The organism is Rhizorhabdus argentea (assembly GCF_037861105.1).
Lineage (GTDB): Bacteria > Pseudomonadota > Alphaproteobacteria > Sphingomonadales > Sphingomonadaceae > Rhizorhabdus > Rhizorhabdus argentea.
Genome location: NZ_JBANFK010000009.1, coordinates 142,799 through 158,252, shown reverse-complemented (window position 1 = coordinate 158,252; position 15,454 = coordinate 142,799). Strand labels below are relative to the sequence as shown.

The window sequence follows — 15,454 nt, the reverse complement described above, 5'->3', positions numbered from 1 at the left end:
TTCATCGAGAATTTCGCGGAATTCGCGGATCATGTCGACGAAGGCGTTCGTCAGGCGGCACCGAAGGCGGCCTGACGCACATCCGGTAGGCCCTAGCGGCCTTCAGGAGGGCGCCCCAGCTTCGGCAGGGGCGCCCTTCTTGCATCTGGGGATAGGAAACGATGTCCGAAGCACCGCGGCTGTTCGGGGGCGAACACGAGATCCGTCGCATCGGGCTCGGCCTGCTCGATCGCACCCTGCCGAAGGAGCAGTGGACGCATGAGGCGCACCTGGCGACATGCCTGTGGATACTCACCGAACGCCCGGAAATCCTGCCGGAGCGCGACATGCGCGAGATCATCAGCGGTTATAACGCAGCTATCGGCGGCTTGAACGACGATCAGAGCGGCTATCATGACACGATCACGCAGTGTTTCATCGCCGGCATCAGGAAGTGGCTGGCGCGCACCGGGGCGACGTCGCTGCTCGATCGGGTCAATGGGCTGCTGCTCGAGCCCGAGGGCCAGCGCGACTGGCCTCTGCGCTTCTACAGCCGGGCAAGCCTGTTTTCGGTCGAAGCGAGGCGCCGAAGAACCGCTCCGGATGTGAAATATTTACCATGATTCCCCCACCAAAAATTAAGGGGGCGGCTCCTAAACCGATCAGGAAATCTCCTGGGCGGGTGCAATGTACGAATCTAAACCACCTTCGTCTGCCGGCCGGAAGGGCTGGAGCCTCGACGCGCTGTTCGGGCGCTCCGTCGAGCAGGCCCCGGCTACCCCAATAGCACCGATCGCTCCGGCGCTCGAGCCGGCCATAGTGGCCGCCGATCTCTTCGGCCGGATCGGAGGGTTCCTGCGCGCACATCGGCTCGATCCGACGCCGATCAACTATGATCTCGCCTATAAATATCTGAGTGGCAACGATCCGACGCTGGTCGCCTCGGTCGACACCGCGATCGTGCGCGACGGTCTGCTGCGCACCGAGGTGGCGGAGCAGATTGCCGACGCTGCCGCGAACCATATCTCCTCCGAACTGGTCGGGAAACTGATCGACCAGGCGCACCAGAGCATGACGCTGGCGGCCAGCCTTGTCGGCCAGTCGCGCACCGACGTGAAGGTGTTCGGCAGCGCCCTCGACAAGGGGGCTTCGGCCATGGACTCGGGTGGCGAGTCCGCGGCAAGGGCGGTGGAGCTGATGGTCGAGCTGACGCGGACGATGATCGGCAAGACCCAGGACGCGGAGCGCCGCCTGGCCGATATGGGCGCGCAGATGGAGTCCCTGCAGGGTGACCTGGCCGAGGCGCAGGCCGTGGCCGAGAGCGATCCGCTGACCGGGCTCGCGAACCGCCGAGCCTTCCAGTCCCGCCTGGCCCGGGCGATGACCCAGGCGCAGGCGGAGAATTATCCGCTGTCCGTGGCGTTCTGCGACATCGATCACTTTAAGTCGATCAACGACAATCACGGCCATGACACCGGCGATCGCATCCTCAAGATGGTCGCGGACGCACTGGCGGAAGGTGCAGGCGATGATGCTTTTGTCGGGCGCTTCGGCGGCGAGGAGTTCCTGATCCTATTTGATGGGATCATGGCGCGCCGCGCGGCGATGCGCGTCGATGAGATCCGCGACGAGCTATCCGGCCGCCATCTGGTCTCCAGGACGACCGGCGAATCTCTGGGTACCGTGACTTTCTCGGCTGGGATCGCGCAGCTCCTGCCGGGCGAAGCCGATGGCGACATGCTGCGGCGTGCCGACGAGGCGCTCTACAACGCCAAGAATGGCGGCCGGAACCGCGTCATCATCCACGGGGAAGATTGACGAAGCTGCCGTTCAGCCCTTCGAGCGCCGGGCGCGGGACATCCGCCCGTGTCCGGTGTTCGAAGGAGAAGTAAACAACCCGCTGGTTATCCCCGCGCTCTCACCATATATGGCCTCGAATCCTTCACCACCTCGCTGGGATTCGATTTCATGGACATCAGCCTCGGCCTTACCTTCGACGATGTGCTCCTCCGGCCAGCCGAGTCCGAAGTCCTGCCAAGCCAGGCGGATACCGCCACGCAGGTAACCAAGTCGATTCGCCTCAATATCCCGGTGCTGTCCTCGGCGATGGACACTGTTACCGAGGCCGACATGGCGATCGTGATGGCCCAGCTCGGCGGCCTCGGCGTGCTCCATCGCAACCTTACCCTCGAAGAGCAGGCTGCCGCGGTCCGCGCAGTCAAGCGGTTCGAATCGGGCATGGTCGTCAACCCGATCACGATGCGCCCCGAGCAGAGCCTCGCCGACGCGCTCGAACTGATGGCGCGGCACAAGATTTCCGGCATCCCGGTGGTCGAAGCGAGCGGCAAGCTGCTCGGCATCCTCACCAACCGCGACGTCCGCTTCGCCGAGAATCCCAAGCAGCCCGTCGCCGAACTCATGACCAGCCAGAACCTGGCGGTGGTCCGCACCGGCGTATCGCAGGAAGAGGCGCGCAGGACGCTGCACCAGCGCCGCATCGAAAAGCTGCTGGTGGTCGACGACAATTATCATTGCGTCGGCCTGATCACGGTCAAGGATATCGAGAAGGCGGTGAATTACCCAAGCGCCACCAAGGACGGCACGGGGCGGCTGCGCGTCGCCGCCGCGACGACGGTCGGGGACAAGGGCTTCGAGCGCACCGAGGCGCTGATCGACGCAGAGTGCGACCTGATCGTCATCGATACGGCGCACGGCCATAACCGCGACGTCGCCCGCGCGGTCGAGCGGGTCAAGCGGCTCTCCAATTCGGTCCAGGTGATTGCAGGCAACGTCGCCACCGCAGAGGCCACGCGCGCGCTGATCGATGCCGGAGCCGACGGCATCAAGGTGGGCATCGGGCCCGGGTCGATCTGCACGACGCGCGTGGTGGCGGGCGTCGGCGTGCCGCAGCTCACCGCTGTCATGGAGTCCGCCGAAGAGGCCGCGAAGTCCGGCATCCCGATCATCGCCGATGGCGGGCTGAGGACGTCGGGCGATCTCGCCAAGGCGCTGGCCGCCGGGGCGGGCTCGGTGATGGTCGGATCGCTGCTGGCGGGCACTGCCGAAGCCCCCGGCGAGACCTTCCTGTACCAGGGCCGAGCCTATAAGAGCTACCGCGGCATGGGCTCGGTCGGCGCGATGGCGCGCGGCTCGGCCGACCGCTACTTCCAGCAGGACATCAAGGACCAGATGAAGCTGGTGCCCGAGGGCATCGAAGGCCAGGTACCGTTCAAGGGTGCCGCGCGCGATGTCATCCACCAACTGGTCGGTGGCGTGAAGGCGGCGATGGGCTATACTGGATCCCGCACCATTCCCGATCTCCAGAAGCGCGCGCAGTTCGTCCGCATCACCAATGCGGGCCTCCAGGAAAGCCATGTTCACGATGTATCGATCACCCGCGAGGCGCCGAACTATCCTACGCGGTAAGCCCGCATGACCCCGGGCGGACGAGCGCAGGCCGCGATCGAGCTGCTCGACGAGATCATCATCGCCGCGCGCGACGGCGGGGCTGCGGCCGATACGCTGATTGCGCGCTATTTCAAGACGCGGCGCTATGCCGGTTCCAAGGACCGCCGCGCGATTCGCGAACTCGTTTACCGGGCGATCCGGCGCGCCGGTGATCCTCCTAAAAACGGCCGGGCGGCCCTGATCGGCGTGGCTCGCAGCGACGCCGATCTCGCCGCCGCCTTCGATGGCTCACCGCATACGCCGGCCCCCATCAAGCCCAAGGAGCTCGGCGCGACGGCCGGCGTCTTGCCAAGCTGGCTCGCCGCCCGCATCGACCCGTCCGAGCATGACGCGCTGCTGGAGCGCGCGCCGCTGGATATCCGCGTCAACCGCAGCAAGGCCGATCGCGACAGCGTGGCGGCGCTGTTGCCCGACGCGACACCGACGCCTTTCGCGCCGCATGGCCTGCGCCTGCCCGAAGGAACCGCCGTGGAGACGAGCGAGCCGTGGGAACAGGGGCTGATCGAGATCCAGGACGAAGGAAGCCAGCTGATCGTGCAGGCGGCGCGCGCGAGACCGGGCATGACGGTGGTCGACCTTTGCGCAGGTGCTGGCGGCAAGACTCTGGCGCTGGCCGACGATATGGCTGGTGAAGGACGGCTGATCGCCAGCGACACCAATCGCGCGCGGCTTTCGCGCCTTGCGCCGCGAGCGGCGCGGGTCGGCGCCGGTTTCATCGAGGCCCGGCTGCTCGACCCCGGCCGCGAAGCCGCGACGCTGGCCGATCTCGACGGAGCATGCGACGTCGTGCTTGTCGATGCACCCTGCTCGGGCAGTGGCACCTGGCGGCGCAATCCCGAAGCGCGCTGGCGGCTGACGCCGGATCGGCTCGCGAAGCTGGCTGAAACCCAGGCGCGGCTACTCGATATTGCCGTGCCCCTGGTCAAGTCCGGCGGCGCGCTGGTCTATGCTGTCTGCTCGATGCTCGACGAGGAGGGGGCGGGGCAGGCGGCGGCGTTTCTCGCCCGCACATCGGGATTTCGCCCTGAAAAGGATCTGTTCACCCCCGGCTGTTATCAGGGTCCCGGCAAGCTGCTGAGCCCGGCGCGCGACGGTACCGATGGCTTTTTCGTCGCCAGGTTCGTCCGCGCATGATAGAAGGCCAGCATGCTTCTGTGTTGGAGATGTTGATGCGTTTTTCGCCTGTTGCGGTTGCCTTGTCGCTGACCTTGTTGGCGGTTTCGAGCGGGGTGAACGGCCAGAAGGCCGATGATGAGATCAATCCGAAGTCGATGGCGCTGCTCGCCGAGGGGCAGACGGCGCTGAAGGCAGGCAATCTGGCTGCCGCGAACGACGCGCTGGAGACAGCACTGGCGGTAGACCCGCGCAACCGCGCGGCGTTCGTCTCGCTGGGCCGCGTCGCGCAGGCGCAGCAACTGCCCGGCAAGGCGATCCGCATGTATTTCGAGGCGCTGTCGCTCGAGCCGAACGACGTCAATGCCCTGTCGGCGCAGGGCGAGGCCATGGTGCAGAAGGGGGCAGTCGAGCGCGCCCGCGCCAATCTCGCCCGCGTCAAGACGCTGTGCAAGAGCGAATGTGCTCCCGCTATGCAACTCGCCGCTGCGATCGCCAAGGGGCCTCCGGCTCCGGTGTTGGCGGCCCAGCAGAGCGACCAGGTTCCGCCGAAGGGCCAGGAAAAGAGCACTGCAGGCGAGAATTAAGCAGCCACCGTCGGCGCATAGCCGCGGCTGTCAGGCCTCGAGTAGTCGGCCTACTGCTACAAACTCTTCCACAGAAAGGGTTTCGGCGCGCCGCTCGGGATCTATCCCGACCGCGCCGAGCGCCTCGACCGCGCCTTTCAATCCCTTCAGGCTCTGCCGCAGCATCTTGCGGCGCTGCCCAAAGGCGGCGGCGGTCAGCGCTTCGACGGTGCGCACCGACACGCCGGCGGGCTGGCTGCCGGGAACGACATGCACGACGGCCGACATTACCTTGGGCGGCGGTACGAACGCCGAGCGGTGCACGTTCATCGCTATGGCCGGGGCGGCGCGCCACTGGGCGAGCACCGCCAGCCGGCCATAGGCCGAACTGCCGGGCCTGGCGACGATCCGCTCCGCAACTTCCTTCTGAAACATAAGGGTCAGAGAGCGCCACCAGGGAGGCCAGGGGTCGAGCGTCATCCAGCGCACAAACAGAGCGGTCCCCACATTATAGGGGAGATTCGAGGCGATATGTGCGCCTTCGCCCGCCTCTGCACGCTCATCGATCTTCATCGCGTCCGCGGAGATCACCCGCAGTCTTCCGCTCGAAGCCTGGTTCAGTTCCTGGAGCGCCGGCAAGCACCGGTCGTCGCGTTCCACCGCGACCACGGAAGCCCCCGCCCCGAGCAGCGCGCGCGTCAGGCCGCCCGGCCCCGGCCCGACCTCGTACACGGTCTGCCCGTCGAGATTGCCGGGCACTCGCGCGATCCGGTCGAGAAGCTGCCCATCGAGCAGGAAGTTTTGGCCAAGCGCCTTGTTGGCGCTGAGACCGTGACGCGCGATCACGTCACGCAGCGGCGGCAAATCCGGCAATGCGCGACTCATGCGTAGATGAGTCGGTTCCGCGCGGCCTCGGCGGCCAGCGCGATGGCCGCGATCATCGCACCAGGGTTCGCCTTGTTATGCCCGGCAATGCTGAAGGCGGTGCCATGGTCCGGAGCAGTGCGCACGATCGGCAGCCCCAGGGTCATGTTGACGCCCTCGTCGAAATGGAGCGTCTTCAGTGGGATCAGCGCCTGATCATGATACAGGCACAGCGCACAATCGTAGAGCGCGCGGGCACGAGCATGGAACATGGTGTCGGCCGCCAGCGGGCCGACGATGTCGATTCCTTCGCCGCGCAAGATTTCCACCGCCGGAATGATCAGCTCGATCTCCTCCCGCCCGATCGCGCCCTGCTCCCCGGCGTGCGGGTTGAAGCCGGCAATTGCGAGCCGCGGGCGCTCGATACCGAAATTGCGCGCAAGGCCCCGGTCCGTAGCGCGCGCCTTGGCGACGATCAGGTCGACTGTGACGAAGTCGGCGACGTCGCGCAGGGGCATATGGGTGGTGATCGGCACCGCGCGCAGCGTCGGCCCGGCCAGCAGCATCACCGCATTGGCCGACGCGATACCGCAACGCTCGGCGACGAACTCGGTCTGGCCCGGATGAGTGAAGCCGATCGCGTAGAGCTGCGCCTTGGCGACCGGCGCAGTGACAAGCCCGCCGACCATTGGCGAACGGGCAAGCCCGGCGGCCATCTCCAGCGAGTCCAGCGCACAGCGGGCGCCGGCAAGGTCCGGCTCTCCCGGGATTATGAGCCCGGTATCTTCGATCTGGATCAGCGGCAGCGCACTGTCGAAACAGGCTACAGCCTCATCCGGGCAGGAGATCAGCTGGATAGGGCCGTTCCACACCGCCTGGATCGAGCGCCGGTCACCGACAGCAAAGAAGGGTGCCAAGCCATATTGCGTGCGCGCGTCCCACGCCTTCGCGGCGATTTCGGGTCCGATCCCGGCGGGATCGCCCAGCGCAACGGCAAGCGGGCTTATCTCCATCGCGTCACCGATATTCGATCACCGCATCGCGGCGCAGATCCCGCAGATAACGCTGGGCTCGACGGTTCACGCGCTCCTGCTCGATCTGCGACTGGATCTGCTCGAACGATGGGCCTGCAGCGGGCTGCGGATCGTCGCGACCGCACAGCACGAGGGCGCGGACCCCGTCGGCGAGCGAACCGAAGGGAGGCGTGGCCTGGCCGACCTGGAGGTTGAGCATCAGATCCTGTAGCTGAGGCGGCAGATCGCGGACTTTGATCTGGTCGTTGTTGACCACATCCGCGCCTACCGTCGCGGCGATCTCGTTAGCCTTGCCGCAACCCTGGATCGATTGCAGCGCGCGGGCGAATGCCTCGACTTTCGGTGTCGCCTGCGCCTGCGTCATGCCCGGCGGGAAGGCAATGGTCAGCTGCTTGAGCGCCAGGATCGCATCGCGCGGATCGGTGCCGAGCACCTGGCGCTTGTCGATCAGCAGGATGATCGAATATCCGCCTGGAACCGGTATGGGAGAACTGATCTGGCCGGGAGACAGACCGGCGACGACACCGGCCAGCTGCTCGGGAAGCTGCTCGGCGCGTACCCAGCCAAGATCGCCACCCACGGCGGCGGTCGACGCTTCCGAGAACTGCCGTGCATAGGCCGGGAAGGATGCGCCCTTGCGGATCTGGTCGATGATCCGCTCCGCATTGGCGCTGGCATCGGCCATGCTTTCGGGCGTGGCGGACAGGAATATTTCGCCGACATGGTATTCGTTGGCGCCCTTGGCGGCGTTCAGGCGCGAGATGATCGCGTTGACCTCTTCGTCGCTGACCGCCACGAACGGCTCGACCCTGCGGCTCAGCACGCGCCGCCAGGCGTTCTCGCCCTCGATCTGCCGCTTGATCGATGCATCCGATGAACCCTGTTCACGCAGGAATCGGCTAAACTCCTTGGGCGATTTCTTGAAGTTGGCAGCCACTCGCTGATAGGTCTGCTCCACTTCCTCTGGAGCGATCTCGATCTTCTGCGCGGCGGCTTCCTGGATCTGGAGTGTTTCGTCGATCAGGTTGCGCAGGACCTGAAGGCGCAGCCGCTCCCTCTCTTCTTCGGGAAGCTTGCCGCCATTGGCCGCGACGACCAGCGCGAGCCGCTGGTCGACATCGGTCTGGGTGATGATGGTGCCGTTGACGATCGCCGTGGCGGTGCGAACATTGGGGTCACGATTGCCGAAGACGGTGATGTCCTTCGGCAGGTTCAAGCCGCCGGACAGTTCGGGCTCGTCGCCGGACACCGTCTGTCCGATCAGCGGGGCCGACATCGCGACCGCACCGGCAAGCGCCATCAGGAGGAATTTGCCCTGGCTCAACTTCATTCCGCGCACCTAGTCACATCCTCGATCATATGGGGTGGGCTTCTCCTGGCGCTCGCCCGCTGAATGAACGCTTAGCGGCCCAAATTCTTGAGCGCCAGCCGCAACAGGAAGGTATTCCCGCGCCGCGCGTCGCCGATCGCATCATATTCGCGCCGCCAGGTGACGCCGAGCTCGATGCAGTCGTCGTCATAGAGGATCCCCAGCCGGTGCCGAATCGGCTGATATCCGTCGGATAGAGTGAGCGGATCTTCCCGGCGGCCCGTCAGGTCGATGACAGTCGATCCGAAGATCGACCAGTAGCGGGCAATCTGTATCCGGCCGCCGAGACGAACTTCTTCCCGGTCACGCAGATCTTCGATGCTCGCCGCGATGTCGCGGTTCAGCTTCAGGTAGCCGATGGTCGCGTAGGTCCTGGTGGTGCCGATAGTCGCATCGATCTCGTTGCGGCGGACCGCGAAATTATCCTTGTCGAGACGGAAGCGGTGCGTGAATTCGAGGAAGCGGCCATATTTCAGCGTGGTCCGGCCCACGATGTCTGATCTACGGTCGGACAGCCCTGTGCCAACCGGCAAGATGCTCGGCTTGCTCGACAGCCGGTAGCTTTGCCCGATCACCGTACTGAACGCGATGCCGGGCACGTTGACGGCCCATTCGGCGCCATAGGTGATGCGGTTGCCGTCCTCCCACCGATCATAGCCGGAGAAGCGGTTCAGCGCGAACAGGTTGCTGTCCTCGAGATCGATGGAGCGCGCGTCCTCGTTGGGCAGGCTCAGGTTTCGCGTCCGGGGGCTGGCGACGATCTGCACGCGCGGCGTGAGGCGTTGCGTGCCGTTGAGGAAGTTGCCGATCAGCGGCCAGCGCATGTCGGCGGCCAAGGCGGCGATCCCGCGCCCGCTCCAGCCGGGGTTGCCGCGATAGACTGCCGTGGTCGTCCGTCCGACCTGATCGGTGTGATAGATGTCGCCGCGGCCATAAGCAGTAAGAGAGACCTCCTGCCCCAGCGGGGTATAGCGGCGCAGATCCCACTCAACTGCGGCAAAGGCGCGCTGCGTGTCCTGGCCATCGGTGCGCAGCAGCGCGAGCGTATTGGCCTGGAGCTGAATTCTGCCGCCAACCCAGGGATCGGTCAGTCGAAGGCGATAGTCGATCGCGGGCAGGGCGATCGGCTGCTGGCCCTGAACGTCGTTGGTGCGCAAGGTCTGCACCGCCCAGCCCTTGATCGACAGATAGCTGTCGGGGGTGATTCGCTCGGCATTGATCTGGTTGCGGAGCCGATCGTCGCGCGAGATGTCGTAGCGGCGCAGAAAAGTACGATCGGTCGTCGCCCGGATCGAACCGGACAAGGTCCAGTAAGGGCCGTATTGAAACTGCCCGTTGGCATCGACATAGCCGCGGACGTCGCGGTTGCCGTTGGGTGCCGCAGTGCCGGCGGCGGTCGCGGCGAAGCGCGAGCTATAGGTCGCCATGGCCGTCGCCTGCCACGCGCCATGATCGGTCAGCGCCCGATATTGGGCCGCGATCGCCGGGAGGACCTCGCTGTAGACATGCGGGGTGATCGTCAGGTCGCGGTTGGGCGCGAGCTGGATATAGTAGGGCACCGCCAACTCGGCGCCGTTTACCCGGTTATACTGGATGTTCGGCAGAAGCAGACCGGACCCGCCGCCCTGGCTACCATCGGGATGGGACAGGCCCGGCAGCCACAGGACAGGTGCGCCGAGAAAGCTGATCCGCGCACCGTCATAGCTGATGCGGTGCTTGACGGGATCATGGACCACTCGGACGGCGCTGATCTTCCAGATCGGCTCTCTGGGGCAACCATGGCTGTCGACCACCGCGCAAGGCGTGTAGACCGCCTTGTCGAGCGTCGACACCCCATCCTTGCGAACGCCGTGGACAGCGGCCAGGCGTCCGCCATCGTTGAGCACCAGCAGCAGATTCTCGATGACGCCATCGCGCAGTGAGTCGGTCAGTTCGACCGAGTCGCCATAGACGGTGTCGTTACCCGAGTTCACCACGGCGACATTGCCGGTGGCGCGGACCACGCCAGTGGTCTGGTTCCACTCCACCTTGTCGGCGCGCAGGCGATCGCCACGTCGCATCATTTGGACGTTCCCGGTCGCGGTCACGACCTCGCCATTGCTGTCATATGCCAGCGCATCGGCGGCGAAAGTGACCTCCTGCTCGTTGGCCGGCATCGGCGCATCGCCCCGCTGCGGAGCGCCCGCCGCAGGGGTGGCCAGATCCTGTGCGATGAGCGGCGTTCCCGCGCAGAGCAAGGGAAGGGTGGTTGCCAGCAGGAAAAATCTCGGCTTCTTCACACTACCCCACAAGACGGGTGCGACGGGCCAAGCCTTCAAATCGCGTTCGCGCCGCCTATCGCACCCGGCGCTCCGCTGCAATCCTCTGGTGCGGCGATGACGATTAGCACCGTTGCGGCGCGGGAATCGCCATCCTAGATGGAAGGACGAACCAAATAAGGAAATCTCATAAATGCGTATCAGCTTTGCCGACCGCCGGCCGGCCGCGACTCATGCGCTGGCAATCGTTGTCGCTCCCGGCACCTTGAGCAGTGGGGGCGTCTCGGCATTGCCGGCTTCGGCCGAGGCGCTGGCACGCGCGGCCGGCGCGGCCAATCGCTTCGATGGCGATAATGGCGCGGTAGTGGAGTTCTTCGGCGAGACCGACGGCGCGCATCGCCGCCTCTTGCTCGTTGGTATTGGCGCCAAGAAGGATTATGAGCGCGCCGGCGCGGCGCTGGCGGCCAAGCTGTTGACTTCGGGAGAGAGAAGCCTCGTGGTCGACATCTCGGGCGTAGCCGGCGGCGATCCCGCCGAAGCGGCGGTGTCGCTTGCCTTCGGTGCGGTGCTGCGCAGTTGGCGGCACGATATCTATCGCACCAAGCTCGATGCCAAGCAGCGGCCTTCGTTGGACGAGATCGTGATCATTGGCGGCGGCGCAGGTGCCGCAACGCTGTGGGCCGCCCGCGAGGCTGTCGCCGAAGGGGTGATGTTCACCCGTACGCTGATCACCGAACCGGCTAACATCCTCTATCCGGAAAGCTTCGTCGAACGCTGCCGTCCGCTCGCCGACCTCGGCGTCCGGATCGAGGTGCTCGGCGAAGAGCAGATGGCGGCGCTCGGCATGGGCGCTCTGCTCGGCGTTTCGCAGGGTTCGGTGCGGCCGGCGCGACTGCTGGTGATGACCTGGGACGGGACGGGTGGTGCGGAGCCGCCGATCGCCTTGGTGGGCAAGGGCGTCACCTTCGACACCGGCGGCATCTCGCTGAAGCCGCCGGCCGGCATGGAGGACATGAAGTGGGACATGGGCGGCGCCGGCGCGGTTGCGGGCACGATGAAGGCGCTCGCCCTGCGCAAGGCCCGGGCGCATGTGATCGGTGTTTGCGGGCTCGTGGAGAATATGCCCGACGGGAACGCACAGCGGCCGGGCGACGTGGTGACATCGATGTCTGGGCAGACAATCGAGGTCATCAATACCGATGCGGAGGGGCGGCTCGTTCTGTGCGACGCGCTGACCTGGGTGCAGAAGACCCATGCGCCGAAGACGATCGTCGATCTCGCCACGCTGACGGGCGCGATGATCGTGTCGCTCGGATATGAATATGGCGGGATGTTCGCCAATGACGACGAACTCGCCGGGCAATTGCTGGCGGCGGGCACATCGGTCGGCGACAAGCTGTGGCGCATGCCGCTGGGCGAAGCCTATGACAAGCTGATCGACTCTCCCATCGCGGACATGAAGAATGTCGGGCCGCGTGAAGGCGGCTCGATCACCGCCGCACAGTTCCTCAAGCGCTATATCGACGATGGCGTGCGCTGGGCTCATCTGGACATTGCCGGCATGGTGTGGGCTTCGAAGCCCGGCGCGACTTGGGACAAGGGCGCCACCGGCTACGGCGTTCGCCTGCTCGACAGGTTCATTGCCGACAATATCGAAAAATAGGCGGGAACAGGATAGGTGGGGGATCCGACAAGCCTGGATCCCCCAGAAAATCGAACGGGTTCTTCCGGTACCTTTCCACCCTGCTGGAGGCCAGGGGACGGACCTATCGTGAATAAGCGGGCACGATCCCGACGCTGGTGAGCTCCGCATTCTTTCCGAACCAGGCGTTACGCAGTGCCATCTCCTTGGATATCCTCTTCATAAAGAAATCCTTGCTGTCCTCACTTGTCGCGAACAGCACAAGCGCGAGGAATTTCTGGCCATGGATAATGCCGTCAGGCAGCGGATGTAGCGTGGCGATGTGGGAAACCGCGCGCAGGGCGGCGGCGTCCAGATCTCGTGAACCTGACGACTTCTCCAGTGCAACCGCGGCCGGAGATCCATTGTCGCTGCAATTGAATTTTACGGTGACTACGCCTTCGTTGCTCGCTCTGCCGAAGAGGCCGGGCGGGTAGGAAAGCCCATGTTCCAATGCACGCGTTACGCGACTAGACCACTGTGCCAGGGTAACATGCTCTTCCGCTGTGCCGTTGGATTGAGCTATCGCCTGGGGTGTCGGTGCGAAGAGACATGCTCCCGCAATTGCCATGGACATAAAGCGTTTCATCTCGATCTCCCACTAAAAGGACGATCGGCCGCTTGCATGAGCTGTCCGGCGACGCCTTTTGACGTCGCTTCACGCTATGGTCGAAGGGGGATTGCCCGACTCGGCACGCCCGAACAGGACGGTTATGCTTTACGGGTGTAAGTACAACCGCGAATAACCTATAATTAACCCATGTGTTGCAAGTTCTTAACTCAATCTTGATCAATGTTGCGCGGGCTGTCGACTGTCGTGCAGATGGCTGACGCTCAGCCCGCTGACAGCTCCGCGAGATCCGCGGGCGTATCGATATCGCGCGCCAGACCCGGCGAATCCACCACGGTCGCCTTCAGTCCAGCTTTCTCGGCGGCGGCGAGATGTGCCGCGAGACTGCCCAGCCCGTAGCTGAAGGGGATTGCGAACGGCTGCCGCATCAGCAGGGCGTTGGTACCGATGTGCAGCCGATCCGTTGCAATGACGACGTCGCCTCGGGCCGCGAACATCGTCGCTATGTCCTCTGCCCCGAGAAAGGGAAGGTCGCTGCTGAGTGACAGCAATTCCGCCGCTCCCCTGTCGACGGCCGCGCGCCCAGCTTGCGACAAGGCCTGGTTGAGACCGTCGCCGTGCTCCGGCTCGGCATGGCAACCCGCCGCGCGCGCTTCATCGAGCAATGCTTCGGATCGGCTGACGACGATAATATGAGCCGGCAGGATTACCTCTCGTGTTACACCAAGAATGTGGCGGAACATGCTATAATTCAACGCTTCTCTTGCGGCGTCGCTGAGCGCGCCGGCGAGCCGGCTTTTGCCCTCGCCGGGTGGGCGAACCGCAAGAAGAGCGTAACAGGCCATGTCAGCCGATGGCGCGGGCGAAGGCCAGCGTCTCGGCGGCAAGGCGCCGCTGGTCATCGCGGCCGCGCATCAGCGTGTCGGTGACGTGCAGCTTCGCCGCTGCCACATGATCGCCTGCATCGGCGCGATCGACGACGATGCCGTCGAGGAGGCCGTCATAATAGTCCGCGAGGCCGGCCGCGTTAGGGGCCACGCCGATCTCGGCCATGATCTTGGCCGCAGGGCCTTTCACGGCCTTGCCGTCGATGAACGGCGACACCGCGACGACGGGCACCCTGCGTGCGTCGAGGCGCGCGCGGATGCCGGGGAGGGCGAGGATCGGCGCGATGCTCAACACCGGGTTGGAGGGGCACAGGATGATCGCCTCCAGTGCGGGATCGTCCAGTGCCTGGAGAAGCGCGGGGGACGGCTTCGCAACTTCGACGCCCTCAAATCGGATAGCGCGGAAGCGCGGCTCTGCGCGCCGCCGGACGAAATAATGCTGAAAGTGAAGCTCGCCTTCGTCGGTATCAACCATCGAGCGCACCCGATCGTCGCTCATCGGCGCGACGCGATGGGTTATGCCCAGCGAGGATGCGAGTTGGCTGGTTATTCCGGAAAGGCTGTTTTGCCCGAGCATCCCGGTTCGCGTGACGTGCGTCGCCAGGTCGCGGTCGCCCAAGGCGAACCAGGTGTCGCCCCCGAGTCGCCCGAGCGCGTCCATGAACGCCCAGCTCTCCCCCTCGATGCCCCAGCCCTGGGCTGGGTTGTTGATGCCCGCGAGCGTGTAGCAGACGGTGTCCAGATCCGGGCAGACCAGCAGCCCCAGATGCTCGAAATCATCGCCGGTGTTGACGACGATCATAAGCTGTTCGGGTGGCAGGATGGCCGCGAGCCCGTTTGCGAGCCGCGCGCCGCCGACGCCGCCCGCTAGCGCCAAGATCATGCGAACAGGTCCATATGGCGGGGGCGGATCAGCTCGGCGGCGCTGCCTTCGCGCCGTCCATAGCCCACCCCGCGCGCGAGTACGATCGGCCTTCCTTCGTCGGCCTGACCCATGATCAGCGAGGCCGCCGCGGCAACTTCGTCTGCGAGGCCAAGCTCACTGGTCGCAAGCGTGCGGCCGTGAAGATCGGGCTGACCGCGCAGGTCTACCAGTCCGGGCATTCCGGCCAAGCCGATCGCGGTGCCGGTTGTCCCGGTTCGCCAGGCGCGGCCGAGACTGTCGATGATCAGCACCGCGACGTTCGCGCCGGTGCGCTCCATGAGAGCCTGGCGTATGCGCTGCGCGCTGGCATCGGGATCCTCGGGCAGCAGCAAGGCGAATGTCGCCCCGCCATGATCGATGTTGGACTGGTCGATACCCGCGTTGGCCAGCACGAGTCCCAGCTTGTGGCGAACGACCAGCGCGCCCGTGCGGACCCTCATGACCTCCTGCGACTCACGCAGGATAAGCTCGACGAGCCGCGGATCCTTGTCCGATTGCTCGCCCAGGTCGACTGCCTGGGGAGAGGCCACAACGGTAGCGAGATCGATCAGCCGGCCTTCGGCCTTGGAGACGATCTTCTGCGCGAGAACGATGATGTCGCCGTCGACGAGCGTCTGCCCGTCATGCTCGACGGCTGCCAGTACGATCGTTGTGAGATCGGCGCCGTTTTCGATGAACGGTACGCCGCCGAGGGCGAGCAGTGTCAGCCTGGTGCGATGATCAGTCATGCGAGCGCCTT

Annotated in this window: 14 protein-coding genes; 6 read left to right on the top strand and 8 right to left on the bottom strand. The window is 65.3% G+C overall.

Annotated features, from left to right (window positions below; translation table 11 throughout):
• The first annotated feature begins 161 nt into the window (after positions 1–161).
• From AAC645_RS11000 to AAC645_RS10980, 5 genes are all read left to right on the top strand, one after another.
• Positions 162–602, top strand: a complete 441-nt coding sequence (locus AAC645_RS11000) for a hypothetical protein (RefSeq protein ID WP_340315965.1) — start codon at positions 162–164, stop codon at positions 600–602.
• A 64-nt stretch (positions 603–666) separates the two neighbouring features.
• Positions 667–1,797: a GGDEF domain-containing protein gene (locus tag AAC645_RS10995; protein WP_340315964.1), complete on the top strand. Its 1,131-nt coding sequence runs from the start codon at positions 667–669 to the stop codon at positions 1,795–1,797.
• Positions 1,798–1,947: 150 nt separating this feature from the next.
• Complete coding sequence (gene guaB, locus AAC645_RS10990) at positions 1,948–3,405, top strand: IMP dehydrogenase (protein ID WP_340315963.1); 1,458 nt, start codon at positions 1,948–1,950, stop codon at positions 3,403–3,405.
• 6 nt (positions 3,406–3,411) lie between these two features.
• Positions 3,412–4,581 carry an RsmB/NOP family class I SAM-dependent RNA methyltransferase gene (locus tag AAC645_RS10985; protein ID WP_340315962.1) on the top strand — a complete coding sequence of 390 codons (1,170 nt, stop codon included), beginning with the start codon at positions 3,412–3,414 and terminating at the stop codon, positions 4,579–4,581.
• 35 nt (positions 4,582–4,616) lie between these two features.
• Positions 4,617–5,147 (top strand): tetratricopeptide repeat protein, encoded by a 531-nt coding sequence (locus tag AAC645_RS10980; RefSeq protein WP_340315961.1) that lies wholly within the window; start codon positions 4,617–4,619, stop codon positions 5,145–5,147.
• Between the two features lie 30 nt (positions 5,148–5,177).
• Here AAC645_RS10980 and rsmA read toward each other — a convergent pair whose 3' ends face one another.
• From rsmA to AAC645_RS10960, 4 genes are all read right to left on the bottom strand, one after another.
• Positions 5,178–6,011, bottom strand: a complete 834-nt coding sequence (gene rsmA, locus AAC645_RS10975) for a 16S rRNA (adenine(1518)-N(6)/adenine(1519)-N(6))-dimethyltransferase RsmA (protein WP_340315960.1) — start codon at positions 6,009–6,011, stop codon at positions 5,178–5,180.
• The gene (pdxA, locus tag AAC645_RS10970) at positions 6,008–7,003 is read right to left on the bottom strand and encodes a 4-hydroxythreonine-4-phosphate dehydrogenase PdxA (RefSeq protein WP_340315959.1); all 996 of its coding nucleotides are present in this window, start codon (positions 7,001–7,003) and stop codon (positions 6,008–6,010) included. The genes rsmA and pdxA overlap by 4 nt, the downstream gene beginning before the upstream one ends.
• Before the next feature lie 4 nt (positions 7,004–7,007).
• Positions 7,008–8,354, bottom strand: a complete 1,347-nt coding sequence (locus tag AAC645_RS10965; protein WP_422785823.1) for a peptidylprolyl isomerase — start codon at positions 8,352–8,354, stop codon at positions 7,008–7,010.
• A gap of 71 nt (positions 8,355–8,425) precedes the next feature.
• Positions 8,426–10,672 (bottom strand): LPS-assembly protein LptD, encoded by a 2,247-nt coding sequence (locus tag AAC645_RS10960; RefSeq protein WP_340315958.1) that lies wholly within the window; start codon positions 10,670–10,672, stop codon positions 8,426–8,428.
• Positions 10,673–10,844: 172 nt separating this feature from the next.
• On the opposite strand from AAC645_RS10960, the gene AAC645_RS10955 reads away from it, so the two are divergent.
• Positions 10,845–12,314, top strand: a complete 1,470-nt coding sequence (locus AAC645_RS10955) for a leucyl aminopeptidase (protein WP_340315957.1) — start codon at positions 10,845–10,847, stop codon at positions 12,312–12,314.
• A 103-nt stretch (positions 12,315–12,417) separates the two neighbouring features.
• Here the strand turns inward: AAC645_RS10955 and AAC645_RS10950 are convergent, their stop codons facing one another.
• The 4 genes from AAC645_RS10950 to cofE all read right to left on the bottom strand — a co-directional run bounded on the left by AAC645_RS10950 (position 12,418) and on the right by cofE (position 15,443).
• Positions 12,418–12,921 carry an energy transducer TonB family protein gene (locus tag AAC645_RS10950; protein ID WP_340315956.1) on the bottom strand — a complete coding sequence of 168 codons (504 nt, stop codon included), beginning with the start codon at positions 12,919–12,921 and terminating at the stop codon, positions 12,418–12,420.
• Between the two features lie 245 nt (positions 12,922–13,166).
• Positions 13,167–13,748 carry a 2-phospho-L-lactate guanylyltransferase gene (gene cofC / locus AAC645_RS10945; protein WP_340315955.1) on the bottom strand — a complete coding sequence of 194 codons (582 nt, stop codon included), beginning with the start codon at positions 13,746–13,748 and terminating at the stop codon, positions 13,167–13,169.
• A 1-nt stretch (position 13,749) separates the two neighbouring features.
• Positions 13,750–14,673: a 2-phospho-L-lactate transferase gene (gene cofD / locus AAC645_RS10940; RefSeq protein WP_340315954.1), complete on the bottom strand. Its 924-nt coding sequence runs from the start codon at positions 14,671–14,673 to the stop codon at positions 13,750–13,752.
• Positions 14,670–15,443, bottom strand: a complete 774-nt coding sequence (gene cofE / locus AAC645_RS10935) for a coenzyme F420-0:L-glutamate ligase (protein ID WP_340315953.1) — start codon at positions 15,441–15,443, stop codon at positions 14,670–14,672. Before cofE ends, cofD begins: the two co-directional genes overlap by 4 nt.
• Between the last annotated feature and the right edge of the window lie 11 nt (positions 15,444–15,454).

Bases quoted from the DNA above. Each gene is read 5' to 3' on its own strand.
- cofC (WP_340315955.1), bottom strand. From the start codon at position 13,748: ATGGCCTGTTACGCTCTTCTTGCGGTTCGCCCACCCGGCGAGGGCAAA.
- AAC645_RS10995 (WP_340315964.1), top strand. From the start codon at position 667: ATGTACGAATCTAAACCACCTTCGTCTGCCGGCCGGAAGGGCTGGAGC.
- guaB (WP_340315963.1), top strand. From the start codon at position 1,948: ATGGACATCAGCCTCGGCCTTACCTTCGACGATGTGCTCCTCCGGCCA.
- cofE (WP_340315953.1), bottom strand. From the start codon at position 15,443: ATGACTGATCATCGCACCAGGCTGACACTGCTCGCCCTCGGCGGCGTA.
- AAC645_RS10980 (WP_340315961.1), top strand. From the start codon at position 4,617: ATGCGTTTTTCGCCTGTTGCGGTTGCCTTGTCGCTGACCTTGTTGGCG.
- AAC645_RS11000 (WP_340315965.1), top strand. From the start codon at position 162: ATGTCCGAAGCACCGCGGCTGTTCGGGGGCGAACACGAGATCCGTCGC.
- cofD (WP_340315954.1), bottom strand. From the start codon at position 14,673: ATGATCTTGGCGCTAGCGGGCGGCGTCGGCGGCGCGCGGCTCGCAAAC.
- rsmA (WP_340315960.1), bottom strand. From the start codon at position 6,011: ATGAGTCGCGCATTGCCGGATTTGCCGCCGCTGCGTGACGTGATCGCG.
- AAC645_RS10950 (WP_340315956.1), bottom strand. From the start codon at position 12,921: ATGAAACGCTTTATGTCCATGGCAATTGCGGGAGCATGTCTCTTCGCA.
- pdxA (WP_340315959.1), bottom strand. From the start codon at position 7,003: ATGGAGATAAGCCCGCTTGCCGTTGCGCTGGGCGATCCCGCCGGGATC.
- AAC645_RS10985 (WP_340315962.1), top strand. From the start codon at position 3,412: ATGACCCCGGGCGGACGAGCGCAGGCCGCGATCGAGCTGCTCGACGAG.
- AAC645_RS10955 (WP_340315957.1), top strand. From the start codon at position 10,845: ATGCGTATCAGCTTTGCCGACCGCCGGCCGGCCGCGACTCATGCGCTG.
- AAC645_RS10965 (WP_422785823.1), bottom strand. From the start codon at position 8,354: ATGAAGTTGAGCCAGGGCAAATTCCTCCTGATGGCGCTTGCCGGTGCG.